This window comes from Sphingopyxis sp. (assembly GCF_025869345.1).
GTDB lineage: Bacteria > Pseudomonadota > Alphaproteobacteria > Sphingomonadales > Sphingomonadaceae > Sphingopyxis.
Genome location: NZ_JAOZVW010000148.1, coordinates 1 through 25,069, shown reverse-complemented (window position 1 = coordinate 25,069; position 25,069 = coordinate 1). Strand labels below are relative to the sequence as shown.

The window sequence follows — 25,069 nt, the reverse complement described above, 5'->3', positions numbered from 1 at the left end:
TCGTCATCCCGGACTTGATCCGGGATCCATTCATCCGGCGCTGAGACAATGGATCCCGGATCAAGTCCGGGATGACGAAGGGAGATCGGTCCGCCTCCGGTCGAAGGTCGGCCCTCCGAAATCCCTTGCATCTGCGAATGTGTCGCACTAGCGGCCAATCTCGACAGGAGTTGAGAATGAATCGCAAATGGATCGTCGCGGCGCTGCTTTCGAGCGCGCTTTCCGCCCCCGCTTTCGCGCAGGACGCCGCGCCCGCCGATGATAGCGCAGCCCGCGACGACAGCATCGTCGTCACCGCCGCACGCACGATCCTGCCGCCCAACGCGCTGCCGCTGACGATCGACCTGATCGGCAAGGACGCGCTCGACCAGCAGCTCGCGATTTCGGGGTCGGTGACCGACGCGGTCTCGAACCTCACCCCCAGCTTTTCGCCGACGCGGCAGAAATTGTCGGGTTCGGGCGAATCGCTGCGCGGGCGCTCGCCGCTCTACGCGATCAACGGCATTCCGCAATCGACCCCGATGCGCGACGGCAGCCGCGACGGCTTCACGATCGATGGCTTCTTCGTCGATCGCGTCGAGCTGATCTATGGTTCGAACGCTCTGCAGGGGATCGGCGGCACCGGCGGCATCGTCAACCAGGTGACGGTCGGAGCGCCGAAGGAAGAGGGGCTCGGCGGCCGTTTCCTGTTGCAAGGCACCGCCGACGACGGCTTTTCGGGCGACGGGCTCGGCGGCAAGGTCGCGGGGCTCGTCCAGTATAAGGCCGGGCGCTTCGATGCGACCTTCGGCGCGGCGTGGGAAAAGCGCGGCGCCTTCTACGACGGCGAAGGGCGCCGCGTCGGACTCAACCTGACGCAGGGCGAGACGCAGGATTCGCGGACCCTCTCGCTCTTCGCACGCCTCGGCTATGAAGTGTCGCCGACCGCGCGGCTCGACCTGATCGCCAGCCGCTACGAGCTCAAGGGCGACGGCGATTATGTCGCGGTCGCGGGCAACCGCGCGCTCGGTATCCCGACGAGCGCGGTGCGCGGCGATCCGCCGGGCGAGCCGGCGCAGAACCGCACCGAAAGCGTCGCGCTGTCGCTGACCGACACCGACCTTGGCGGCGGCAATTTCGTCAGCCAGATCTTCTTCAACCGCAGCCGCGACACCTTTGGTGGCGAGATATTGACGCAGGCGACCTTCCAGGATCCTGCCCTCGCGCCGCAAGGCACCTTGTTCGACCAGTCGCAGAACCGCAGCCGCAAGCTCGGCGCCAAATTCAGCTATGAGCGCGCGGTCCCCGGCTTCGAGGCGCTGACCGTCACCCTCGGCTTCGACGCGCTCGTCGACAAGACCGAGCAGGCGCTGATCGCCACCGGCCGCGTCTGGGTGCCGCCGAGCGATTTTCGCAGCCTCGCCCCCTTCGGCCAGGCGAACCTCAAGCTGTTCGATGGGCTCGTCCGCCTCGCGGGCGGGGTGCGCTGGGAAAATGTGAAGATCAAAATCGACGATTATCACACCCTCGCCTCGACCACCTATGTCGCCTGCACCGCGACCGTCACCACCAATTGCGGCCTTTCGACCTATGGCGGCGTCGATGTCGGGGGCGGCAAGCCCAAGTTCGACGACCTCTTGATCAACGGCGGCATCATCGTCGAGCCGTGGCAGGGCATCCGCGCCTATGCGAGCTATGCCGAGGGCTTCACCGTCCCCGACATCGGCCGCATCACCCGCGCGGTGAAGACCGCCGGGATCGACATCGATAATTATCTCGACATCTCGCCGATCGTCTCGAACAACCGCGAGATCGGCGTCGAGTTGAAGCGCGGCCCGCTCGACGCGAGCGCGACCTATTTCTGGTCGTCGAGCGACAAAGGCCAGCTCCTCATCGCCCGCCCCGACCGCATCTTCGACGTCCAGCGCCAGCGTGTCGAGATCCAGGGCCTCGAGATCAACCTGCGCGTGGCGCTGCCGGTCGACGGGCTGAAAGTCGGGGTCGGCTATGCCCATCTCAAGGGCCGCTATGACAGCGACAGCGCCAATCCTGACGGGATCGTCGACACCGACCTCGACGGCAGCAACATCTCGCCCGACCGCCTGAACCTCAACGCCAGCTACAACAAGGGGCCCGTCTCGGCGCTCGTGCAGACGCAATTCTTCCTGAAGCGCGACTTCCACGGCAAGGCGAACCCCAAACCGCTCAACGATTTCGGCGGCTACGTCATCACCGATGCCAGCCTGCGCTATCAGACCGGCTTCGGCGGGCTGAGCCTGTCGGTGCAGAATCTGTTCGACAAATTCTATATCGACTATTCGAGCGATACGCGCGAAGCGACCGACGCGCCGGTCGCGGCCTATTTCGCGGGCCGCGGGCGGACCTTCACGCTGGGGTGGGATTACCGGTTCTGATGATGCAGTTGCTCGACACGCTCCACCGCTGGACCGGCGGCCTGATCGGCCTCGTGCTCGCGCTCATGGGCCTGTCGGGCACGATCCTGCTCCACGAGACAAGCTGGATCGCCCTGCCCCATAGCGGCGACGCGCTGCGCGGCGACCTGCCGACGGTGGTCGCCGCGACCGAGCGGTTGATGGCGACGCCGGGGGCGCAGGGCATCATCTATGCCGACGAGCGCTTCGGGCTCCACCAGCTCCGCCTCGGCAAGGAAGCGGGCGCCTATGCCAGCCAGTCGGGCGAGATCGTCACCCGCTGGGCGAGCCAGTGGGAGCGGCCCGAGCTCTGGATATTCGACTTCCACCACCATCTCTTCGCGGGCGACAGCGGCGAATGGGTGATCGGCATCGCGGGCCTGTGCGGGCTGTTCTTCGTGATCAGCGGCGTCATCCTCTGGTGGCGGACGCGGCGCACCTTCTCCTTCCGGCTCTGGCCGAAGCGGATGAGCCGTCCGGCGATCGTCACGCATCACCGCGACCTCGGCATCGTCGCCGCCCCGCTGCTCCTGTTGTCGGTCGTCACCGGCACGATGATGATCTTTCAGCCCTTCGCAATGGCGATGATCGCACCCTTCGGTTCGCCCGCCGCGGCCGCCAGGGCGATGAAGCCGCCGAAATATGCGAGCGGCCCGCTCGCCGCACAGCCCGACTATGCCGCGATGCTGACCGAGGCGCGCCGCCGCTTCCCCGATGCCGAGTTCCGCATCCTCAGTCTGCCGCGCAAGGCTGGCGATCCGATCATGCTGAGGATGCGCCAGCAAGCCGAATGGCTGCCCAACGGCCGCTCGACCTTGTGGTTCGACGCTGCGACCGGCAAGCTGCTCGGCGCGCGCGACGCGCTCGCGATGCCGAGCGGCGCGCAGGCGTTCAACAAGGCCTTCCCGATCCACGCCGCCAAGATCGGCGGGCTGCCGTGGCGGCTGGTGATGACGATTTCGGGCCTGTCGCTGACGATGCTCGGCAGCTTCGCGGTGTGGACCTTCTGGTTCCGCCGGCCGAAGCCCGCGAAGCGGGTGATGAAGAAGGCGATGCTGGCGGCATAGCCACGAGCGGCGTCCGTTTCGGGGTGGGGAGCGGCCCCCTCCTCCCCTTCGTCATTCCCGCGAAAGCGGAACCCAGTGTGGGGTTAGCCGACGCACGCTCTGGGTCCCCGCTTTCGCGGGGATGACAAAGTAAGGAATCCGGCGCTGCGCGAAAGAGCCCCCGGATCAATTCCGGGGTGATCCCGCTGGCGTCGCGCGTGGGCTAGGGTCAGGACCCTAGGCCGCGATCGCCAGCGGCTGGATTTCGCCCGCCAGATATTGCGCGCGCGCCTTCGAGCGGCTGAGCTTGCCCGAACTGGTGCGCGGCAGCGTGCGCGGCGGGATCAGTTCAATGAGGCAGTTCATGCCGGTGATCGCGCGGACGCGGTCGCGGATCGTTTCGCGCAGCGCGATGCGTTCGGCGTCGTCGCTGGTGCGGCACTGGACCAGCACCGCGGGGGTTTCCTCGCCCCCCGGCGTGGTGATCGCAAAGGCGGCGATGTCGCCCGACTTGAAACCGGGAAGCTGCTCGACCGCCCATTCGATGTCCTGCGGCCAGTGATTCTTGCCGTTGATGATGATCATGTCCTTGGCGCGGCCGACGATATAGATGTAACCGTCCGACAAATAGCCCATATCGCCGGTATCGAGCCAGCCGTCGGCCATGCAGGCGGCGGTCGCCTCGGGATCGCGGTAATAGCCGGTCATCAGCGACGGGCCGGTGCACCACACCTTGCCGACCGTCTGGTCGGGCAGGATGTTGCCCGCCTCGTCGCGGACCTCGATCACCATGTCGCGCGCCGCGCGGCCGCAGTTGACGATCGCGCGATAGCGGGTCGGGCGGCCGGCGTCGGTCGAGGCGCCCGACAGCTCGGTTTCCTCGACCAGTTCGACGACGATGCCTTCGCCCGGCGGCATGATGCTGACCGCGAGCGTCGCTTCGGCGAGGCCGTAACTCGGCAGGAAGGCGCTGGCCTTGAAGCCCGCGTCGGCGAAGGCGTCGACGAAGCTTTGCATCACGTCGGGGCGGATCATGTCGGCGCCGTTGCCCGCGACGCGCCAGCGCGACAGGTCGAAGCGGTCGGCGACATGCGTCTGGCTCGACACGCGGCGCGCACAGATGTCGTAGCCGAAGGTCGGCGAATAGCTGAGCGTCGTGCCCTGATTGCGGCTGATCAGGTCGAGCCAGGCGAGAGGGCGGCGGGCGAAATCCTCGGTCTTGAGATAATCGACCGAAACCTGGTTGGCGACGGGCGAGAGCAGGCAGCCGACGAGGCCCATGTCGTGATACCAGGGCAGCCACGACACGCAGCGATCGCTGTCCTGCACATGCATACCGTGCGAATGCGCGGCGAGATTGTTGAGCAGCGCGCCATGCGTCACCGCGACGCCATGCGGGAAGCGCGTCGAGCCGCTGCTGTACTGGAGGTAGCAGGTTTCGTCGGTCTTTTGCTCGGGAAGCGCGGCGATCGGGGCGGCGCGCGTCGCGAACGCGCTCCAGTCCATCGGCGCGACACCGCGCTGCTCGGCGGCCTCGGTCGCCATCGCGGCGATTTCGGGCGGGAAGAACAGCATCTTAGGGTCGCAGCTCGTGAGCTGGACGACAAGCTGGCCGACATAGGATTCGCGCCCGCCGAAGCTGGTCGGCAGCGGCAGCGGCACCGGCCAGGCGCCGGCGTAGATGGTGCCGAAGAAGAGCGCGGCGAATTCGGGGCCGGTCTCGGCGATCAGCGCGATGCGTTCACCGGGCCGGACGCCCGCGGCGACGAGGCGATAGGCGGCGGCCAGCGCGTCGGCCTTGAGCTCGCGATAGGGATAGGGACGGATCAGCTTTCCGCGCGGATCGTGGAAATTGAGCCCGCGCGTGCCGCTTGCGGCATAATCGAGCGCTTCGCCGACGGTGGCGAAGTCCGAAAAACGGCGCGGCTGGGCGCACAGGGTCGGCGTGGAGACGAGGTCGTCCACCGCGGGGATGGGATTTTCGGTCATAGGGCGTGCGGGGTCCCGGGAATCGGGGCGCGCGGCAACAATCATGTCATTTTTTTCAGCCATGTTGCCTTGCGCGACCCTCTAAGGTTGGAACAAAAAGGCCCATTTTCGGGCGTTAGCCCCCGATATGGCGGTGCTGATCGTTCTCAATCGGGCTCGACTGTGGCATAAACATGGCATGGTGTCTCGCGCTTCTCGGTCCGACCGTTCCCGTAAACCGCTCGGCGCAGCCCGGCTCGACGAACTGGCGCTCGCCTATGTCGCGCGATTCGCGACGAGCCGGGCGAAGCTGACGCGCTATCTGACGAGAAAGGTTCGCGAATCCGAATGGACGGACGATGGCGACGCCATGGCGGCGTGCGAAGCTGTCGCCGACCGTATGGAACGGCTGCAATTCCTCGACGACAAGCAATATGCCGCGATGCGCGCCGGCGCGATGACGCGGCGCGGCCTCGGCGTGCGGCGTGTGAAGGCGCAGCTGTTCGTCGATGGCATAGCGCCCGACGACAGCGGCGATGCGATCGCCGAGGCCGAAGACAAGGCGATGGCATCGGCGATCGGCTTCGCGCGCCGACGGCGACTCGGGCCCTTTTCGGCGCGCGCCAGCGAAGATCCGAAGGAGCGAGAGCGGCAGGTCGCGGCCTTCGCGCGCGCCGGCCACAGCCTCGCGCTGGCACGGCGTATCCTGGCCGTCCCGCCGGGGGACGGCGACGCGCTGGCGGCACTGGACGCCGAAACGGCGCTCGATTAGTCCCGCCGTCACGATTTCAAGGATAAGGATCTGTCGATGCGCGCGCTGTTCACCGCCCTGGCCCTGTCGCTCGCGCTGCCGGTGGCGGCGTGTAACAAAGCTGAAAGCGGCACGACGATCCCGCTGACGATCGCGATGGCGGACAAGACGCACAGTTTCGATGTGGAGGTCGCGCGCACCGAAGCCGAACAGGAGCAGGGTCTGATGTTCCGCACCAGCTTGCCCGCGAACGGCGGCATGTTGTTTCCCTTCGCCAAGCCGAAGCTCGCGAGCTTCTGGATGAAGAACACGCTGATCCCGCTCGACATGGTCTTCGTGCGCGCCGACGGCAGCATCGATCGCATCGCCGAGAATACGATCCCCGAATCGCTCGAACCCGTGGTCAGCGGCGGCGAGGTCGCGGCGGTGCTCGAACTCGCGGGCGGCACCGCGGCGCGGCTCGGGCTCGACGAGAGCGCCCGGGTGACGTGGAAAGATGGAAAATAGCGGCGCGCCGCACCGTTTGGCGCTTGCGAACCGCGCGCCCTTGCCTGTAAACGCCGCAGCCATGAGCATCCTCGGCAAGATTTTCACCTGGTGGGACGGCGCGACCGTCGGCACGTTGCTGAACAGCTGGAGCAGCGGCGAGAAGGTCGGCGAGGACAGCCTCGGCAATCGCTACTATCGCGCCAGGAAGGGCGATCGCCGCTGGGTCCTCTACAACGGCTCCAACGATGCGAGCCGCGTTCCGCCCGAATGGCACGGCTGGCTGCACGGCACGCTCGACGAACTGCCCGGCGAGGCGCTGCCCGCGCCGCGCGCGTGGGAAAAGGAACCGAGCGCCAATCTGACCGGCAGCCTCGGCGCCTATCGCCCCGCCGGCGCGCTCGAACGCGGCGGGCACCGCGCTGCGGCGACCGGCGATTACGAGGCCTGGCGTCCGGGCGCCGACTGAGGTCGTGACCGCCGCTCTCACCCGCACCGCGCTGCTCGCGCTGCTGGCCGCGACCGCGCTGACCGCGTGCGACCGGAACGGCGGCAAGCGGCCGGGCGAAACCACGGCGCAGCTCGCCAAGTCGGAGCATGTGCCGCAGGAAGTCGGCGGGATCGAGGGGGCGACCCCGATGGGTCAGCGCGTCGCGGTGCTCGGGTTGCTCAACAAGCGCAACGGCCTCGTCCGCGAGCTGGAGATGAAGCCCGGCGAGACCGCGCGGGTCGGCCGCGCGATCGTGCGCCTGCGCGCCTGCGAACAGACCGCGCCGTGGGAGGACCCGCCCGAAACCGGCGCCTTCGTGCAGCTGACGGTGCAGGACCAGCGCGACGACAAATGGTATCGCGTCTTTTCGGGCTGGATCTTCAAGGAGCGCCCCGAGCGCAACGTGATCCAGCACCCGATCTTCGACGTCTATGTCAAAAGCTGCGCGATGACATATCCGGGCGGCGAGCCTGTCCAGCGCGCAGCGCCCAAATCGGCGGCGCCCGCACCCAAGGCGTCGAGCGCGCCCCAGTCGCCGGCGACGAACGGCGGCGAGGGCGCCCCCGCGCCCGCACCCGCCCCCACGCCTGCCCCTGCGCCCAAGGCGGCACCGTCCGACAGCACCGAATAAAGCCGCGCCAGATAATCGGCCTGGGGGATTTCGATCGCGCCCAGGCTGGCGAGATGCGGGGTGATGAACTGGCAGTCGAGCAGCTTCCACCCGCCCGCCTTTAGCCGCGCGACGAGATGCGCGAGCGCGACCTTCGAGGCATCGCGCGCGCGGCTGACCATCGATTCGCCGAAGAAGGCGCGGCCGAGCGACACGCCATAGAGGCCGCCGGCGAGTTCGCCGTCCAGCCAGCATTCGACGCTGTGCGCGTGGCCGAGCTGGAACAGGCGCTCGTAGCTCGTCTTGATGACCGGGTTGATCCAGGTCGTCGGCCGGTCGTCGGCAGGCTCGGCGCACAGCGCCATCATGGCGCGGAACGCGGTGTCGGTGGTAACGCGGAAGCGATCGGAGACGATGATTTTCCTGAGGCTTTTCGACAGGTGAAAGCCGTCGAGCGGCAGGATCGCGCGCAGCCGCGGCTCGACCCAGTGGACCGACGGGTCGTCGGCCGCGTCGGCCATCGGGAACAGCCCCTGCGCATAGGCGCTGAGCAGCAGCGCGGGGTCGATGCTCTCCAGATGTTTCAGGGCGCGGGCTTCACGAATTTGAGCGTCATGCGATCCGATTCGCCGATCGCCAGATATTTGTCGCGGTCGACGTCCTTTTTCGCCAGCGTCGGCGGCAGCGTCCACACGCCGCCCGGATAATCGTGCGTATCCTTGGGGTTGGCGTTGACGTCGCTTTCGCCCGCGAGCTGGAAGCCCGCGGCCTCGGCGAAGGCGACGACCGACGAGCGCTTCATATAGCCGCTCTTTTCCTCGAGCGCCGAATCCATGTCCTCGGGCAGGCGATGCTCCTCGACGCCGAGCACGCCGCCGGGCTTCAGCATCGCATAGATCTGCCGAAAGGCCTCGGCGGTGTTATCCTTGCCGCCGAAGCGCCAATTGTGGATGTTGCGAAAGGTCAGGACGAAATCGGCGCTGCCGTCGGGGACTTTCGGCCCCGCGCCGGTCGCGGGAAATTCGGCGAGCCTGACCGCGCCATAGACGCCGGGCTTCGCGCCCTGCCATTCGCGGATGCGATTGAGGCCCTTTTCCCAGGGCGCCGCGGCGTAGAGCGTGCCGCCGCCTGCCTTCGACAGCGGCGCGAGGATTTCGGTGTACCAGCCGCCGCCGGGCCACAGCTCGACGATCGTGTCGCCGGGCTTCACGCCGAAGAAGGCGAGGGTTTCGGCAGGGTGGCGATAGCGGTCGCGCGCGACATTGGCGGGGGTGCGCGTCGGCGCGGCGACCGCGTCCGCGATGGCGTCGCCCTGCGGGCTTTCGGCGAGAGCGGGCGCCGCGAGGGCGACGAGAGCACTTGCAACAAGGATCAGCGGACGCATATGGGCACCTCTTTCCGGGGGAGAAGACGCCCCCTGTTTGCGAAGGGATGCGCATCAATGCAAGGGTCGATGCTGACGGTGAGCGCAGTCGGCGCCGTGCTCGCGGTGGTCGCCGAGGTCGCCGACCATCGTCGCCGCAACCGGCGCGACGTCGATGCGGTCGGTTTCATGCCCTGGCGCGGCATCGCGCTGGTCAGCGTCATCGTGGCGCTGTTCGCGGCGGCGTTCGGGTTGAAGGGTTAGAAAGACTGCGTCGCCCCCGCGAAGGCGGGGGCCGCCGTCGATTTACGCTGCGACGCAGGAAAAGGCCGACAGCGGCCCCCGCCTTCGCGGGGGCGACGCCATGTTACAGGCACGCCTCCAGATAGGGCTGATCGAAGCCGAACTGGCGCGCCTTTTCCAGCGTGTAGGGGCGCAGGCCCATCGCGCGATATTCGCCGATGATCTTGCCGTCCTTGTCCTCGTCCTGATATTCGAACTTGAACAATTCCTGGGTGACGATGACGTCGCCTTCCATGCCGATCACCTCGGTGACGTTGGTGACGCGGCGCGAGCCGTCGCGCAGGCGCTTGATCTGGACGATCAGGTCGACCGAGTCGGCGATCTGCTTCGAGATCGCTTCCTTCGGAATCTTGATGTCGCCCATCAGCACCATATTCTCCATACGGCCGAGGCATTCGCGCGGGCTGTTCGCGTGGAGCGTGCACATGGATCCGTCGTGACCCGTGTTCATCGCGGCGAGAAGATCAAAACATTCGGCGCCGCGAACCTCGCCCATGATGATGCGGTCGGGACGCATACGCAGCGCGTTCTTCACGAGATCGCCCATGTGGATCGCGCCGTTGCCCTCGAGGTTCGCGGGGCGCGTTTCGAGCGGCAGCCAGTGCGGCTGTTGCAGGCGAAGCTCGGCGGCGTCCTCGATCGTCAGCACGCGCTCGCCGGGGTCGATCATCTTCGACAGCGCGTTGAGCATCGTCGTCTTGCCCGAGCCGGTGCCGCCCGAGATGACGATGTTGAAGCGGCTGGCGCCCGCGATTTTCAGCGCGGTGCACATCTTCTGGCTCATCGCGCCCCACTGGCAGAGCATGTCGAGCGTAATCGGCTTGGCCGAGAATTTACGAATCGAGATCGCGGTGCCGCGAAGCGACAGCGGCGGCACGATGACGTTGACGCGGCTGCCGTCCTTCAAACGGGCGTCGGCGAGCGGCGTCGTCTGGTCGACGCGGCGGCCGACCATGTTGCAGATGCGCTGCGCGATCTGGAACAGATGCTGTTCGTCGCGGAACTGGATCGGCGCGATGACGAGCTGGCCCTTGCGTTCGATATAGGTCTGATACGGCCCGTTGACCATGATGTCGGAAATGTCGGGATCGGACAGCAGCTCTTCGAGCGGCCCGAAGCCGAGCAGTTCGTCGACGAGCACCTTTTCGAGCGCGAACTGTTCGCGGCGATTGAGGGTGATGCGAAGCTCGGCGAGCACTTCGAGAATGATCGGGCGGAATTCCTCGGTCAGCTCGTCCTTGCTCAGCGTCGCCGCGGCCTCGGGGTCGACGCGTTCGAGCAGGCGCGGCAGCACCTGTTCCTTGATCTTGTGGACCGACGCCTCGAAGCCTTGCGCCTTTTCGGGTTCGGCCATTTCGGCGGTCGAGCGCTGGTTCAGCCGCTCCATCGCTTCCTGTTCGGGGGTCAGGTTCGACGGAATCGCCAGCGGCGCCTCGGGCGCGGGCGTGTCGATCGCGGGGAATTGCGAGCCGCCCATGCCAGGGCCCGTCTGCATCGGCTTCGCTACGCCAAAGGCGGGGCGGCCAGCGGTTCCGGGTCGGCGTCCGAATGCACTCATTCGCTTTGTCCTGCTTCAAATCAACACGTTGGACATTGCCGCGCACCGCGCGGACGAACCCCCATTGGGCAAGGTGAATAAATGGGAAACTTTGATAATCTCCTAATGCGGAAAGTGAGACGGGACCTGCCGGTTGATGGCGATATTCGGGCTTCGGAATCGATGGGAAGGAAAGGCAAGGGCGGTGGAAGACGTCGGTCCATCGCAAATTCCGACCAGATTCACAGCGGAGTTCATTCCCCGGCGCCGGGCCCGAACGCGTCCGGCCCGCCGCAAACTCACCCTTCATTAACCATTTTCTCCTAGCAGGAATCGTCGTTCGGCACCCGGCCCGGCGCGCCATGATAGGGCAAGCATGAGCAAGATTCTCTCGATCGTCGTGCCGGTGTTCAACGAACAGGATTCGATCTCGCCATTCCTTGAGCGGACCCGCCCCTATCTCGCGAAAGCCTTGTCTTTGATGGGGGCCGGCGCGCGGGGCGAATTTCTGTTTGTCGATGACGGCAGCAGCGACCGGACCGCCGACATGCTGGCGATATTGGCCGGAAGCTGCGCCGACGTGCGATCGATCCGCCTGTCGCGCAATTTCGGCAAGGAGGCAGCGCTGGCTGCCGGGCTGCGTCACGCTGTCGGCGACGCGGTCATTCCGATGGACGTCGATCTGCAGGATCCGCCCGACATCATTCCCGACATGGTTCGGTGCTGGCTGGATGGCGCGCGGGTCGTCAACGCCCGCCGGACGGACCGAACCAGCGACCGATGGTTCAAACGCGTCAGTGCCAAGGCCTTTTACCGGCTGATCAATATGGTGGCCGACGATCCCATTCCCGAAAATGTCGGTGATTATCGCCTGCTCGATCGCGCGGCGGTGGATGTCATCAACCAGTTGGGCGAAAAGGCCAGATTCAACAAGGGACTGTTCTCGTGGGTCGGGTTTCGCGTTGCGGAAGTCCATTATGCTCGCGAGGTGCGCCAGCATGGCTCGACAAAATGGGGCATGCGCGGATTGTGGCGGCTCGCCCTCGACGGCATCACGGCATCGACCACCGCCCCGCTTCGGATATGGACTTATGTCGGGCTGACGGTGGCGCTGGCCGCGACGGGTTATGCGGGCTTTCTGATAATCCGGACGATGATTTCGGGTGTCGAAACGCCGGGCTACGCGTCGTTGATGGTCAGCATCCTCCTCCTCGGCGCCTTCAACCTCATCAGCCTGGGGATTATGGGGGAATATGTCGGGCGCATCGCGCAGGAAGTGCGCAATCGTCCCCTCTATGTCGTTGAAACAGATAGCATCCGCTCATCCGAAACGGCCTCGCCTCCTGCAGGAGATGATCAATGGACCGATCAGCCTATGCGGGCATGAATGCGATGGGAACGTCAAGGTTTACGCGTACGCTCCTGACCGTTTGCGCGGTGCTGCTCGTGGGCGTGGCGATCAGTCGGCGGGTCATGCTGATGACCGGCAAGCCGCTATGGCTCGACGAAATCTTTACCGGCGCGGTGAGCCAGTCGCGCATCGGTGCGCTGCTGCCGACGTGGCTGGCGGCGGATGTCCATCCTCCCCTGCACTATTTGCTTATCGATGTCTGGACCCGTCTGTTCGGGGCATCGAATATCGCGCTGCGTATGCCCAGCCTGTTATTCTCGCTGGCCGTCATTGCGGTCGGCGCCTGGGCGATGGGGCGCCGCCACGGACGCGACGCCGCGTTGCTGGCCGCCATTGCGCTGGCCGTTCCGGCTGCCGCCGTGTGGCAGGCAAGCGAAGCGCGCAGCTATGCGATGCAGATGTTCCTCGCGCTGCTGCTGATGCTGGCGCATTGGCGCGTTCGCGAAAAATGGGACGGAAAGGGATGGCTGGCCTTGATCGGCCTTTCGATCCTGCTTTGCCTCACCCATTATTTCGGATTTCTGTTCGCGGCGTGCATCTGGGCCGTGCTGCTGTATGACGGCTGGCGCGCCAGGCGGGTCGGCCATGTCGTGCTGGGCGGCGTTGCCACGGCCTTGCTGCTCGCGCCCTGGCTCGCCTGGCATCTGCCCTATATGCTCAGCAAGACGGGAGGGAATTTCTGGATTGCGCCGCTGGGGTTCGGCGAATCGCTGATCGCCCTGATTTTCAGCATGTGGAGCGATCCCGTCTATTGGCTGCTGTTCGCCCTGTTGCCTTTTTCCCTGCGGGTCCGGTCGCAGCGCCGGCTGGCGCTGCCTGCCTTTCCGTTCACGGGCTACCTCGTTTCCATGCTGGTGGTCGCGGTGGTGCTGGCGCTGGTTTCGCAGCGATCGCCGCTGGTGGTGCCGCGTTATATGGCGGTCTTCGTGCCGATGGCCGCGTTGATCGCGGTCAACCTCTATCATGCCATGCGGCCGGGCTGGCGCCTGCCGGTCATGACGGCGGCGGCTACGGCGGTTCTGGCAATGCAGTTCTGGTCGCCCCCCTATGGAAGCGCTGGCTGGCTCGCGTGGGAGGATGCTTCCGACTGGGTCGAAGCCCGGCACCCCGACGCCATGCTCTTCGTTCTCGATGATCCGGCCGGTCGCCATATCGGGACGGCGAATTTGGCAAAGGTCGGCGGTTTTTTCCTGACCCGGTCGCACCGAACGATTCCGGTTGTCGCCCGCACGGCCACGGAGAGCCATCCCCATATCGACGATCGCTTGCCGGCGGGTTCGCGCGTCGGCGTCATTCTGGTCGCCGGGCGCATGGCGGGGTGGCCGAAGGACCCGGCGCTGCTCGCGCGGCTTCAGGCGCGTTATCCGCGCTACGAGTGCCGCCCCGCCGGGCGTTTCGATCCGGTAGCCTGTCTGTTCGAGACCTCGCAGCCATGACCGCCCGGTCGATCGCAGCGATGCGCCGCTCGCGCTTTCTGCGCTTTCTGGCGGTCGGCGTCGTCAACACGCTTGTCGGTTATCTATTGTTCGCGGCGTTGATCGCGCTCGGCGCGCCGCCGCTGTCGGGGGTGATGGCATCGACCGCACTGGGCGCGCTGTTCAACTTCGGGTCGATCGGACATTTGGTGTTCCGCAACACGGATGTCGCGCTGCTGCCGCGTTTTCTGGGCGTTTATGCAGGGCAATGCGCCGTGAACAGCGGGTTATTGATGATGCTGGGCGTCCTGGGGCTCGGGTCGCTGCTGGCGCAGCTTCTGCTGATCCCTTGGCTTGCCGTCGGGACCTATCTTGCGATGCGGCATTTTGTTTATCGCAATGTGCCGGATGCCGCCAGCGCCGGTGAATAGCCTCAGCCGGCGATAGGGTTAAATAATACTATGGCCTTGCCTTTGCGGCGTGCGCGGGGCGATATGTTGCGGCGCAAAGGGGCTGCCGACGCGGCAGGCAATCATGGTCTTGGCAGTGCTGGCTGCGGCGGGCGGAGCCGCAGCGTCGGAAGCTCCTGCACCGTTTCCGGCCTGGATGGCGGGGGCGTGGGAACAGACGGCGTCCGAAAATCGCTGGGCCGACGAATATTGGACCCCGCCGCGCGGCGGGATGACGATCAGTGCGGCGCGCATGGGCGCGGCGAGGCGCTCGCCGTCTTTGAGCATAGGCGGATCGTGCGAAAAGGCCGATGGGACACTGTCCTGCTTCGCTCCGCCGCTCGGACGCCCCACGGCCGAATTTCCGATGGGGGCGGCGGGGGGCCGATGATCGAGCTCGCCAGCCCGGCGCATGATTATCCGCAGCGCATCCGCTACTGGCGCGAGAACGGGCGGCTGAAAGCGGGGAATAGACGCGGGTTTTCGGGCGATAGCTATGGTGGCCGCGAAGACGGCTTTGATATGGATTCGCGCAGACGCCGCAGAGATGAAGAGTTTCCTTCTCTGCGGCTTCTGCGCGAATTTATGGGGTGGCAGGTTTCGACCGATTGCGGACTTAATATCCTCCCCGGCACGGGGAGGGGGACCACCGAAGGTGGTGGAGGGGCAGGTGCGTCATGGCGCGCCTTTTCTGGATCGAAGCGTAAACCGAGGGTGCCCCTCCACCATGCTTCGCATGGCCCCCCTCCCCGTGCCGGGGAGGATCAGCTACGTCCGCTCACCGCCCCAAAGCGGACCCGGCAATGGCCCGCCCCCTTCAGAAAATTCCCGCCGCTAGCCCTTCCGCCAGCGCCGCGCCCAGGTTGCGTGCTTCGGCGAGGCGGTTCGCCGGGATCGTCTTCGGCGCCAGAATCGCCTCGGGCGTCTGCGCGGCCGTGTTGACGATCACCGGATCGGCGACGCGCCGCAGCCGCCAGCCGGTCGCGATGCGGTCGAGTTGGCGCTGGGCGTTTTCGCCGTCGGAGCCCGCGCAGATGATCGTCGCATAGGGGCGCCCCTCGATCCGGCCGAGGCAGGGATAGTAGCAGCGGTCGAACATCTCCTTCATCGCCCCCGACAGCGCGGCGAGATTTTCGGGGCCGACGAAGAGATAGCCGCCCGCCTTGAGCAGGCGATCGGGGGTGACGTCATCCGCCGCGACGAGGCTCGCGCCCGCCGCCCCAGCGGCGGCGGCTTCGGCAAGCGCACGGCTGCCGCCGGTGCGGCTGTGCCAAATGACAAGAAGTTTGCATTCTTCCATCGAGCAATCCTCTATGCTGCGCTCGCCCGCGCCCACGGAGCCATCGCTTGCCAAGCCGCGGCGCGCGGCGCAAGCAGGACGATATCAGGGGAGAGAGACATGCGCCGACTGATCCTATTGCTGCTGACCGCCGCCCTGCCCGCCACCGCTCTGGCGCAGGACGCCGCGAGCGAAGCGACCCGCGCCGCGCAGGCCGAACTGGCAAAGCGCCTGCCGCTCGATGATCCGCGCGACGAGGCCAATGTCATGCGCGGCAAGCTCGCCGAGATTCCGGGCGGGGTGATCCTGGGCAAGGACGGCAAGACCGTGTGGGACCGCCGCCCCTATGATTTCCTGAACCAGACCAAGGCGCCCGACACGGTGAATCCCTCGCTGTGGCGGCAGGCGCGGCTCAACGCGGTCCACGGACTGTTCGAGGTGGTGCCGGGCAAGATCTGGCAGCTTCGCGGCTATGATATTTCGGTGATGACGATCATCCGCGGCAAGAGCGGCTGGATCGTCGTCGATCCGCTGCTCTCCGAAGAGGCGGCCGCCGCGGGATGGAAATTGTTCGCCGACACGGTCGAGGCGAAGGAAGGCCAGCGGCCGATCAAGGCGGTGATCTTCAGCCACAGCCACAGCGACCATTTCGGCGGCGTCGGCGGGATCGTCAGCGCGGCCGACGTCAAGGCGGGCAAGGTCCGCATCATCGCGCCGCACGGCTTTTCGGAGGAAGCGACGGCGGAGAATGTCCTGGCCGGTGCCGCGATGGGGCGGCGCGCGCTCTATATGTTCGGTGCGATCCTGCCCCCCGGCCCGGCGGGACAGGTCGACACCGGGCTCGGCCCCAAGCTGTCGTCAGGGACGATCGGCTATATGGAGCCGACCGAGACGCTGAGCGAGAAGGGCGGCACGCTGACCATCGACGGGCTGGCGTTCGACTTCATGGACGCCGGCGGCACCGAGGCGCCCGCCGAATTCGTCTTCTACATTCCCGCTTACAAGGCGCTGCACACGACCGAGGTGGTGACGCACAATCTCCACAATATCCTGACCCTGCGCGGGGCGCAGGTGCGCGACGCGCTGCGCTGGTCGAAGGTGATCGACGCGATGCTGCTCAAATGGGGCGGCAGCGCCGAGGTCGCGATGGGATCGCACCACTGGCCGACCTGGGGGGCGGGCGAGGTGAGCGAACTGCTCACCCATCAGCGCGACGCCTATCGCTATGTCCACGACCGCACGCTCTTTCTCGCCAATCGCGGCGCGACGCTGCACGAACTCGCCGACCAGACGCCCGAGGCGCCGGTGCAGGCGAACGATTTCTCGACGCGCGGCTATTACGGCACGCTCAACCACGACATGAAGGCGACCTATCAGCGCTATTTCGGCTGGTGGGACGGCAATCCCGCCAATTTCAACCCGCTGCCACCCGAACAGTCGGCGCCCAAATATGTCGCGCTCGCGGGCGGCGCCGACAAGCTGCTCGCGGCGGGCCAGGCGGCGATCGCGGCGGGCGATTATCGCTGGGCGGCCGAGCTTTTGAACAAGCTCGTCTTTGCCGAACCCGCCAACAAGGCAGCACGCAGCGCGCTCGCCTCGGCCTATGACCAGATGGGCTATCAGGCGGAGTCGGGGGCGTGGCGCAACTATTATCTCGCCGCCGCCGCGACTTTGCGCGGCACCGAGGTCGCGGCGTCGACGAGCAACGGTCAGAGCCGCAGCTTCGTCAGCGCGATCCCGACCGGCGTCTTTTTCGATGCGCTCACGACGCGGTTCGACGCGGCGAAGGGATCGGCGCTGAAAGGGACGTTCCAGTTCGTGCTGCCCGACAGCAAGGAAGCGGTCGCGGTGGTCGTCGAGGGCGGGGTCGAGTTTCCCCGCTACGGCGTGACCGACGCCGCGCCGACCGCGACGATCACCATCGACCGGGGGACGCTCGACGATGTGATGCTGGGGCAGGCAGCGTTCCCGGCGCTGCTTCAGTCGGGCGCGATCCGCATCGACGGCGACAAAATGGCCTTCCTGTCGTGGTTCGCGCTCCATCCGCCCGCCGACCCGCGGTTTCATGTGGTCGAGCCGTAAGAAGGAAGAGGCCGACCCTGTCTTCGTCATCCCCGCGAAGGCGGGCCCCCAGCTATTACCCTTCTCTTTGTGCCTTCGTGCCTTTGTGCGAGATCATGATGTCTCGCACAAAGGCACGAAGGCGCAAAGAAAGCTGGATCCCCGCCGTCGCGGGGATGACGAGGGAGGATGGTCGAAAGTTCGGCTTCAGCCATTGCCCGAACCGAATTAGAGGTTTCAGTCTGCGGCGATCCCCCTAAATACCTACGCATGACCGACACGCCCGCAGCGCCCACCGACCCTTTCGCACCCGACGCGCTCAATGCGCGCGAGGGGCTCGATCCGGTCGATCCGGCTTTCGTGCATGTGCTGCGCGTGACGACCGCGCTCACCCTGCTGCCGCTCGCGGTCGCGGCGACGCTCGTCGATATCCTCGTGATGCCGCGGATCGGCGGGCCGTTCGGGCTGCTCAGCGTCGCGGCGTGGCTGATCGCGATCACCATGATCGTCAGCTTTCCGGCGCGGCGCGTCACGCGCTGGGGCTTCAAGATCGGCGAGGGGCAGCTTCGCGTCGCGCGCGGCTGGCTGTTTCGCACCGACACCATCGTCCCCTTCGTGCGCGTCCAGCATATCGACGTCGGGCAGGGGCCGGTCGAGCGCCTGTTCGGTCTGTCGCACCTCGTCGTCCACACCTCGGGCACCCACAACTCCATGGTGACGCTGCCCGGCCTGCATGCCGATCTCGCCGCCGCGATGCGCGAGACGATCCGCCGCCACATCCAGACCGATTTCGCATGAGCGACGCCGCCGCCCTGCCCGCGACCGATGCGGCCGAGCCGCACTGGCAGCGGCTCCACCCCGCGACGCTGGCGCTGTCGATCGTTCAGCTTGGGCCGCGCACGCTCAATTTCGTGCCCGCGCTCGCGGCGATCGGGATCGCGGGCAAATGGGCTTATGTCGCCCCCGCGCTGCTCCTCTTCCTCCTCGTCTCGCTCGTCTTCGCCTGGCTCCATTGGCTGCGCTTCCGCTTCGCGGTCGGTGTGGACGAGATCGTCATCGAAAGCGGCGTGCTGTCGCGCCAGCACCGCACCATCCCCTTCGACCGCATCCAGGATGTCGGGATCGAGCAGGGGCTGGTCGCGCGCGCGCTCGGCATCGCGAAGGTGGGGCTGGAGACCGGCGCGGGCAGCGGCAAGGAGAATGACGCGACGCTCGACGCAATCGGCCTCGACGCTGCCGAAGCGCTGCGCGCGACGATCCGCGCGCATCGGAGCATCCCGGTCGCCGTCGCGGCATCCGATGCACCCGCACCCGCCGAAGACCGGCTGCTCTTCGCGATGGGGCCGCGCCGATTGCTGATCGCCGGCCTCTTCAATTTCTCGCTCGCCGCGCTCGCGATCGTCGGCGCCGCGATGCAATTCTTCGACGGGCTGCTGCCCTTCGACTTCAACGTCTTCAATCCCGTCGACTGGATCGACCTTGCCGAACGCTATGGCCTCGATAGCTGGCTGCTCGCGCATCGCTGGGTCGCCGGTCTCGGCGCCGCGATCTCGCTCCTCTTCATCGGTTTCGCGAGCGGCATCGCGACGATGGCGTTCGCCAACTGGAATTTCCGCCTGATGCGCGAGCCCCGCGCGCTGCGCCGCACGCGCGGCCTGACGACACGCACCGACGTCGCGGTGCCGGTGAAGCGCGTGCAGGCGGCGATCCTCGTCACCGGCTGCCTGCGGCAGCGCTTCGGCTGGCACGAACTGCGCCTGCAAAGCCTGGCGACCGATGGCGAGAAGGAGAAGGACCATCAGATCGTCCCCTTCGGCACCCTCGACGATATTGATCCGGTGCTGGCCGAGGTCGCGATCGAGCGCCCCGCCCCCGGCGGTCCCTGGTCGCACAGCCACCGCATCATCGCGCTCGGCGGGCTCGTCGGCGCCGCCTGCGCGGCGATCGGCGGCAGCCTGGCGGTCTTTTTCGGACAGCCGATCGGCTGGATCGCGGTCGTCGCGGCGGGGCTGATCGCGGCCTTTGCGCTGATCGGCACGCGCTTCCACCAGTGGACCGACACCGGCGACATGGTCGCGATCCGCAGCGGCTTCTGGAAGCCTCGGACGACCTTGCTCCCGCACGCCTCGGTGCAGAGCATCGACCTCAAGACCGACTTCATCCTCCGCCCGCTCGGCCTCGCGACGCTCGTCTTCGGGGTGCCTGGCGGCAGCGCGCTCGGCGCGCATGAGATTCCGGCGATCCCGCTCGGCACAGCGAAAGATTTACGCGCCCGGATTCTCGGCGCGGGAGCGCGCACATGACTGCTGCACTCGGCATCACGCGCTCGATCCTCGGCCAGCCGTGGCACTGGCGGCGGACGAGCGCGGAGATGGGCGGCGAAAGCCTCGCGCCCGACGATCTCGTCACCCAATTGCTGCTCGCGCGCGGCGTCGAGCGTGACGATCTGGAGCGTCAGCGCGCCCCGACCCTGCGCGGCTTCATGCCCGACCCGTCGCTGTTCCGCGATATGGACGCCGCCGCCGCGCGGCTCGCCGACGCGGTCGAGGCCCGCGAGGCGGTGACGATCTTCGGCGATTACGACGTCGATGGCGCAACCTCGGCGGCGCTGCTCGTCCGCCTGCTCCGCGCCCTCGATGTGCCGGTCGGCGCCTATATCCCCGACCGATTGATGGAAGGCTATGGCCCGTCGGGCGCCGCGCTGGTCAAGATCGGCGCGGCGGGATCGCGGCTTGTCGTCACGGTGGATTGCGGCGCCCAGGCGTTCGATGCGATCGCCGAAGCGAAGGCGGCGGGAGTCGAGGTGATCATCGTCGATCACCATCAATGCGCGACCATCCTTCCCGACGCCTTCGCGGTGGTGAACCCGAACCGGCTCGACGAGGAGGCCGAAGCGGCGATCCACGGCAACCTCGCCGCGGTCGGCGTCGCCTTCCTGCTCGGCGCCGCGCTGCTCCGCACATTGCGCGCGCGCGGGCATTTCGGCAGCCGCGCCGAGCCCGCGCTGATCGAACTGCTCGACCTCGTCGCGCTGGGCACCGTCGCCGACGTCGCGCGGCTCACCGGCTTCAACCGCGCGCTGGTGACGCAGGGCCTCAAGGTGATGGCACGGCGCGGCAATATCGGCATGGCGGCGCTGATGGACGCGGCGCGGCTGACCAGGCCGCCGAGTGCGAGCGACATGGGCTTCGCGCTCGGCCCGCGGATCAACGCAGGCGGCCGCGTCGGCAAGTCCGACCTCGGCGTGCGGCTGCTCACCACGAGCGATCCGCAGGAAGCCGCCGAGATCGCGCAGGAGCTGAATCGCCTCAACGAGGAGCGCCGCGCGATCGAAGCGGCGGTGCTTGACGAAGCGATGGCGGCGAGCGGCGCCTGCGCCAACGCGCCCGTCGCGATCGTCGCCGGGCAAGGCTGGCATCCCGGCGTGATCGGGATCGTTGCCGGACGCCTGAAAGAAAAGCTGCATCGCCCCGCGATCGTCATCGCGGTCGACGAGGACGGCGTCGGCAAAGGGTCGGGGCGCTCGATCTCGGGCGTCGACCTCGGCGCCGCGATCCTCGCCGCGAAGGAGACCGGGCTGCTCGTCGCGGGCGGCGGCCATGCAATGGCGGCGGGGCTGACCGTCGAGGCGGGCCAGGTCGATGCGCTCGGCGCCTTCCTCAATGACCGGCTCGCCGCCGACGTCGAGCGCGCGAGCGGCGACAAGGCGCTGCTGATCGACGCGGTGCTCGCGCCGCGCGGAATCAATCCGCTGTGGTGCGACGCGATCGAGAGCGCGGGGCCTTACGGTGCCGGCTGGCCCGCGCCGCGTGTCGCGACCGGACCGGTGCGGATCGTCGAATCGGGGATCGTCGGCACCGACCATGTCCGGCTGATCGTGGCGGGCGACGACGGCGCGCGCTTCAAGGCGATCGCCTTTCGCAGCGCCGAGAGCGAATTGGGGCAATCGCTGCTGAATGCGCGCGGGCGCAAGCTGTGGCTCGCGGGGCGCGCGAAGCGCGACGACTGGGGCAGCCGCCCCGCCGCCGAACTCCACCTCGAAGATGCCGCCTGGGCCGACTAGGGGGCGTTCGGTTTTGATGGAATCCAAACCAGCGCTCTGGATTCTTGCGATACCGTGTTTTCCGAATCGTCGGGTGATTCCACCTGACTTGAAAACACTCGAGGAACCGGCGGGCGTTCCCGCGCCAATCGGCGCTTGACCGCATGGAAGCGCCCGTCTAAGGCGCCGCTTCACCGGTTTGACGGCCCCTTCGTCTAGCGGTCTAGGACGTCGCCCTTTCACGGCGAAAACACGGGTTCGAGTCCCGTAGGGGTCACCACGGTGAAGCGGGCGGTCGGCTCGCCCATCTAGACATCCGACCATAAGGCCCCTTCGTCTAGCGGTCAGGACGCGGCCCTCTCACGGCTGAAACACGGGTTCGATTCCCGTAGGGGTCACCATTCCGACACAACATCGACCACGGGCCGAGGCAGACCCGCTGCGCACCAGGTGCACAGCGGGATGCGATCAAAGATCGAGGCCGAGCGCCTTTGCCACCCGTTCCCACGGCACCAGCTTGAAATTCTGATTCTCGGGCGGCGAAACGTTGCGGCCGTCCTGCGCGACCATCAGGCCGTGCGGGAAGTTGGGCCCTGCCGCGAGGCTGCTGACATCGAGGCCGTCGGTTTCGGAGACGCCGTCGATCCCCGCCGCCATGTCGGCGCCGATGCGGAACGAGCCGACATAGGCGTTGCCGCCTTCGCGGCGGAAGACCGCATAGCTGTCGTTGCCCTGGCTCGAGACGACCAGATAGCCCTTGCCGCCCGCCATCGCATAGAGGCCCATGCCCTCCATATCGTCCTTGAGCGCGGGATTGTCGGTAATTTTCGCCAGCATCGTGCGCGCAGGGCCGCCGCGCGGTTCGGCGCCTTCGCGCCAGATGCCGACATCCTCCTCGCCGGTATAGAGCATCCCCGTCTCATCGTCGGCAACGCAGCCCTCGACCTGGCTCGCGAAGGGCAGGTCGCGCACCAGCTTCGCGCGCACCTTGCCCGCGGGGGTCCCGACCAGTTCCCACTGGCGCATCCTGCCGTCGGTCTGGTTGACGAAGACATAGGTCTTTTTCGTCTTCGCGCTGCGATACATGCACAGGCCATAGGGGTCTTCGAAGCCGGTGTTCTGCAGCCCGTCGGCGACATCGGTCAGCCGACGCGTCGCGGGGTCGAGCGCATAGATCGATATGCCCTTCGTCGTGCGGTTGCTGGCCGTCACCAGCGCGACGTCGCGTCCGCCGAGACGGAAACCGCTGCGCAGGTCGACATTGTTCATGCGTCCGTCGGGCAGATATTGGAGCACCTTGCCATCGAGGCCATAGACATAGAGCCCCGACTGCTTCTGCGTGCCGATGATGACGCTTTGCGCGGGGTCGGCAGGGTCGATCCAGATCGCGGGATCGTCGGCCGCATCGCCGCCGGTTTCGACCGGGACGGTCTCGACCGTCGGACGCGCCAGCGGCATCGTCGCGGGCCCCGGAGCGGCGGGGCGTTCGGAGAGGCCCGCGGCGGCGAGCAGCGCGGGCCAGCTTGCGATCTTGAAATTGGGCTGTTCGGGCGCATTGTCGTCGTCGGCGACGACCGCGACCGGACCGGCGATGGTGATGCTGCCCGCGTCCTCGACCTTGTCGGTGCCCGCCGCGAGCGCGACCGAGCCGAGATAGGCATGATCGTCGGCGGGGTCGTAGATATTCAGCCGGTCGGCCTTGGCGTCCGAAACGAGCAGCCGCCCGTCGGCGGCGATGGCGACGCCCTTCGCTTCGTCGATGATATGGCCGAGGCGGACGATGTCGACGATCTCGGGCTTGATCTCGGCCTCGGGCTCGGCCGCGAAGCGCCAGACGCCGACGGCTTCCTGCGAAAAATAGACCGAACCGCGATCGTCAGCGGCGCAATAGCCGATCTCCGACCCCAGCGACCAGCGCCGCGCGATGCGGCCGCTCATCGCCCCCGAAGCGTCGGCGGAAAGCCCCCATTGCTCGATCTCGCCCTGGTCGCCGACGAGGAAGAGATAGAGGGTGCCGTCGCGGTGGCTGCGCGAGAAGCAGAGCCCCGCGACGGTCATTGCGGGCGCGACCCCGGTCAGCGCGAGCGGCGTGGGGGCGCCGCCCGTGCCGACGCGGAACAGCTTGGGCGCGTTCGCCTTGCCGTCGAGCGCGGCAAGCAACGGCGCACCGCCCGGCGCGGCACCGGCGCGAAGATCGAGCGCGCGGACATTACCGACCTTGTGCGTCGCAATGCGCTGTCCCTTCAAATCGAAAACCTCGATCCCCGCCGATTCGGCGCCCGCGAGGATCAGCGTGCGCGACGGATCGCCGGGATCGGCGATCACGGCGGCGCCATCGGCCCCCGACCCTTGCGTCGCCTGCGTCTCCGCCGATGCGGCGACGGCAGGGAGTGCGGCGCCATCGGGGGCAGCGCTCGCGATGGCGGGAACGGCCGCCAGCGCGGCGGCGATTGCATAGAAACTGGTTTTCACTCTAACCCTCCCTCTTCACCCGGAAAGCGGCGGGACCGCTGCAACGGCACGACCGTTTATTTTCAGAATATTTTTTCTATCTTTATTAGAAAACAGAACGTATATTCATTCCATGCCGATGTCATCCCTTATTTCCGCCATGATCGCCGCCGCTCACGCCGCCGGCGAAGGATTGATCGCCGACCGGCAGCGCATCGCGACGCTCACGGTCCACAGCAAGGCCGGCGCCGCCGACATGTTCACCGAGGCCGACCTGAAGGCCGAGGCCACCGTCCGCGATCGGTTGATGGCCCATGCCCCCGATTACGGCTTCCTCGGCGAGGAAGGCGGGCTGACCCCCGGCCGCGACGCCGACCATGTGTGGGTGGTCGATCCCCTGGACGGTACGACCAACTTCCTGACAGGATCCCCACTCTTCGCCGTCAACATCGCGCTGACGCGGCAAGGCGAGGTCGTTGCCGGAGTCACCTATGTTCCCGCGATGGACGAGCTGTTCTGGGCCGAGACCGGCAGCGGCGCGTGGCTGGGCGAACAGCGCATCCATATTTCGGCGCGCACGACGATCGAGGAATCGGTGCTGGGGGTCGGCATTCCCTTTGCGACCAAGCCGGACCACGCGCAATTTTACGCCGAGATGGGGCGGCTGACCCCGCGCGTTACCGGCATCCGCCGCCTCGGCGCGGGCGCGATCGATATGGCGTGGGTCGCCTGCGGCCGCCACGACGCCTATTGGGAACAGAGCGTCAGCGCGTGGGACATGGCCGCCGGGGTCGCGATCGTCCGCGAGGCGGGCGGGATCGTCACCGATACGCGCGGCCATGCGCTCGACCTGATGAACGGCACGGTGCTGGCATCGACGCCGGCGCTTCATCGGGAATTGCTGGCGGCGCTGGCGCGGGTTTAGGTTTGCAGGCGGCTTAGGGGTGGTGAGCGGGCGTAAAGCCCTCTCCCCTTCAGGGGAGAGGGTTGGGAGAG

The 25,069-nt window shown here is 67.0% G+C and carries 21 protein-coding genes, 2 tRNA genes and 1 pseudogene; 18 read left to right on the top strand and 6 right to left on the bottom strand.

Features of this window, described 5'->3' with window-relative positions; translation table 11 throughout:
* Positions 1 to 176: 176 nt before the first annotated feature.
* Both OJI97_RS16595 and OJI97_RS16590 read left to right on the top strand, forming a co-directional pair.
* Positions 177 to 2,393 (top strand): TonB-dependent receptor, encoded by a 2,217-nt coding sequence (locus OJI97_RS16595; RefSeq protein ID WP_297665306.1) that lies wholly within the window; start codon positions 177 to 179, stop codon positions 2,391 to 2,393.
* A gap of 2 nt (positions 2,394 to 2,395) precedes the next feature.
* Positions 2,396 to 3,478, top strand: a complete 1,083-nt coding sequence (locus OJI97_RS16590; RefSeq protein ID WP_297665312.1) for a PepSY domain-containing protein — start codon at positions 2,396 to 2,398, stop codon at positions 3,476 to 3,478.
* A gap of 216 nt (positions 3,479 to 3,694) precedes the next feature.
* Here OJI97_RS16590 and OJI97_RS16585 read toward each other — a convergent pair whose 3' ends face one another.
* Positions 3,695 to 5,446, bottom strand: a complete 1,752-nt coding sequence (locus OJI97_RS16585; RefSeq protein WP_297665304.1) for a fatty acyl-AMP ligase — start codon at positions 5,444 to 5,446, stop codon at positions 3,695 to 3,697.
* A 178-nt stretch (positions 5,447 to 5,624) separates the two neighbouring features.
* On the opposite strand from OJI97_RS16585, the gene OJI97_RS16580 reads away from it, so the two are divergent.
* From OJI97_RS16580 to OJI97_RS16565, 4 genes and pseudogenes are all read left to right on the top strand, one after another.
* Positions 5,625 to 6,197, top strand: coding sequence for a RecX family transcriptional regulator (locus tag OJI97_RS16580; protein WP_297665302.1), 573 nt, complete (start codon positions 5,625 to 5,627; stop codon positions 6,195 to 6,197).
* Between the two features lie 36 nt (positions 6,198 to 6,233).
* Positions 6,234 to 6,683, top strand: a complete 450-nt coding sequence (locus tag OJI97_RS16575; RefSeq protein ID WP_297665301.1) for a DUF192 domain-containing protein — start codon at positions 6,234 to 6,236, stop codon at positions 6,681 to 6,683.
* Between the two features lie 61 nt (positions 6,684 to 6,744).
* The gene (locus OJI97_RS16570) at positions 6,745 to 7,131 is read left to right on the top strand and encodes an NADH:ubiquinone oxidoreductase subunit NDUFA12 (protein WP_297665300.1); all 387 of its coding nucleotides are present in this window, start codon (positions 6,745 to 6,747) and stop codon (positions 7,129 to 7,131) included.
* Between the two features lie 169 nt (positions 7,132 to 7,300).
* Positions 7,301 to 7,537, top strand: a pseudogene (locus OJI97_RS16565) (DUF2155 domain-containing protein); the annotation flags it as partial.
* 44 nt (positions 7,538 to 7,581) lie between these two features.
* On the opposite strand, the gene aat reads toward OJI97_RS16565, so the two are convergent.
* Together aat and OJI97_RS16555 are read right to left on the bottom strand one after the other, a co-directional pair.
* Positions 7,582 to 8,340 (bottom strand): leucyl/phenylalanyl-tRNA--protein transferase, encoded by a 759-nt coding sequence (gene aat, locus OJI97_RS16560; protein WP_297665310.1) that lies wholly within the window; start codon positions 8,338 to 8,340, stop codon positions 7,582 to 7,584.
* A 5-nt stretch (positions 8,341 to 8,345) separates the two neighbouring features.
* The gene (locus OJI97_RS16555; RefSeq protein WP_297665299.1) at positions 8,346 to 9,146 is read right to left on the bottom strand and encodes a methyltransferase domain-containing protein; all 801 of its coding nucleotides are present in this window, start codon (positions 9,144 to 9,146) and stop codon (positions 8,346 to 8,348) included.
* Positions 9,147 to 9,215: 69 nt separating this feature from the next.
* Between OJI97_RS16555 and OJI97_RS16550 the strand changes: the two genes are divergently transcribed.
* Positions 9,216 to 9,389 (top strand): hypothetical protein, encoded by a 174-nt coding sequence (locus OJI97_RS16550; protein WP_297665297.1) that lies wholly within the window; start codon positions 9,216 to 9,218, stop codon positions 9,387 to 9,389.
* Positions 9,390 to 9,492: 103 nt separating this feature from the next.
* Here the strand turns inward: OJI97_RS16550 and OJI97_RS16545 are convergent, their stop codons facing one another.
* On the bottom strand, positions 9,493 to 10,986 hold the full coding sequence (locus tag OJI97_RS16545; RefSeq protein WP_297665295.1) for a CpaF family protein: 1,494 nt from the start codon (positions 10,984 to 10,986) through the stop codon (positions 9,493 to 9,495).
* Positions 10,987 to 11,365: 379 nt separating this feature from the next.
* Here OJI97_RS16545 and OJI97_RS16540 point away from each other — a divergent pair, with 379 nt between their 5' ends.
* The 4 genes from OJI97_RS16540 to OJI97_RS19035 all read left to right on the top strand — a co-directional run bounded on the left by OJI97_RS16540 (position 11,366) and on the right by OJI97_RS19035 (position 14,631).
* Positions 11,366 to 12,352, top strand: a complete 987-nt coding sequence (locus OJI97_RS16540; protein WP_367184780.1) for a glycosyltransferase family 2 protein — start codon at positions 11,366 to 11,368, stop codon at positions 12,350 to 12,352.
* Positions 12,349 to 13,812 (top strand): glycosyltransferase family 39 protein, encoded by a 1,464-nt coding sequence (locus tag OJI97_RS16535; RefSeq protein WP_297665292.1) that lies wholly within the window; start codon positions 12,349 to 12,351, stop codon positions 13,810 to 13,812. The genes OJI97_RS16540 and OJI97_RS16535 overlap by 4 nt, the downstream gene beginning before the upstream one ends.
* Positions 13,809 to 14,222, top strand: coding sequence for a GtrA family protein (locus OJI97_RS16530; protein ID WP_297665290.1), 414 nt, complete (start codon positions 13,809 to 13,811; stop codon positions 14,220 to 14,222). The genes OJI97_RS16535 and OJI97_RS16530 overlap by 4 nt, the downstream gene beginning before the upstream one ends.
* Before the next feature lie 103 nt (positions 14,223 to 14,325).
* Positions 14,326 to 14,631: a DUF6265 family protein gene (locus tag OJI97_RS19035; protein ID WP_367184781.1), complete on the top strand. Its 306-nt coding sequence runs from the start codon at positions 14,326 to 14,328 to the stop codon at positions 14,629 to 14,631.
* A gap of 426 nt (positions 14,632 to 15,057) precedes the next feature.
* On the opposite strand, the gene OJI97_RS16520 is transcribed toward OJI97_RS19035, so the two are convergent.
* Positions 15,058 to 15,540 carry a flavodoxin family protein gene (locus OJI97_RS16520; protein ID WP_297665287.1) on the bottom strand — a complete coding sequence of 161 codons (483 nt, stop codon included), beginning with the start codon at positions 15,538 to 15,540 and terminating at the stop codon, positions 15,058 to 15,060.
* Between the two features lie 99 nt (positions 15,541 to 15,639).
* Between OJI97_RS16520 and OJI97_RS16515 the strand changes: the two genes are divergently transcribed.
* From OJI97_RS16515 to OJI97_RS16490, 6 genes are all read left to right on the top strand, one after another.
* Complete coding sequence (locus OJI97_RS16515) at positions 15,640 to 17,601, top strand: alkyl sulfatase dimerization domain-containing protein (RefSeq protein ID WP_297665286.1); 1,962 nt, start codon at positions 15,640 to 15,642, stop codon at positions 17,599 to 17,601.
* 249 nt (positions 17,602 to 17,850) lie between these two features.
* Positions 17,851 to 18,378: a PH domain-containing protein gene (locus OJI97_RS16510; RefSeq protein WP_297665285.1), complete on the top strand. Its 528-nt coding sequence runs from the start codon at positions 17,851 to 17,853 to the stop codon at positions 18,376 to 18,378.
* Positions 18,375 to 19,883, top strand: coding sequence for a PH domain-containing protein (locus OJI97_RS16505; protein ID WP_297665284.1), 1,509 nt, complete (start codon positions 18,375 to 18,377; stop codon positions 19,881 to 19,883). The genes OJI97_RS16510 and OJI97_RS16505 overlap by 4 nt, the downstream gene beginning before the upstream one ends.
* Entirely contained in the window at positions 19,880 to 21,643 is a 1,764-nt protein-coding gene (recJ, locus tag OJI97_RS16500; RefSeq protein WP_297665282.1) for a single-stranded-DNA-specific exonuclease RecJ, read from the top strand. The genes OJI97_RS16505 and recJ overlap by 4 nt, the downstream gene beginning before the upstream one ends.
* Before the next feature lie 183 nt (positions 21,644 to 21,826).
* A tRNA-Glu gene (locus OJI97_RS16495) sits at positions 21,827 to 21,902 on the top strand.
* Positions 21,903 to 21,948: 46 nt separating this feature from the next.
* A tRNA-Glu gene (locus tag OJI97_RS16490) sits at positions 21,949 to 22,023 on the top strand.
* A gap of 67 nt (positions 22,024 to 22,090) precedes the next feature.
* Here OJI97_RS16490 and OJI97_RS16485 read toward each other — a convergent pair.
* On the bottom strand, positions 22,091 to 24,094 hold the full coding sequence (locus OJI97_RS16485; protein WP_297665280.1) for a phytase: 2,004 nt from the start codon (positions 24,092 to 24,094) through the stop codon (positions 22,091 to 22,093).
* Between the two features lie 112 nt (positions 24,095 to 24,206).
* On the opposite strand from OJI97_RS16485, the gene OJI97_RS16480 reads away from it, so the two are divergent.
* Positions 24,207 to 24,998, top strand: a complete 792-nt coding sequence (locus OJI97_RS16480) for an inositol monophosphatase (RefSeq protein ID WP_367184779.1) — start codon at positions 24,207 to 24,209, stop codon at positions 24,996 to 24,998.
* The last annotated feature ends 71 nt before the right edge of the window (positions 24,999 to 25,069 follow it).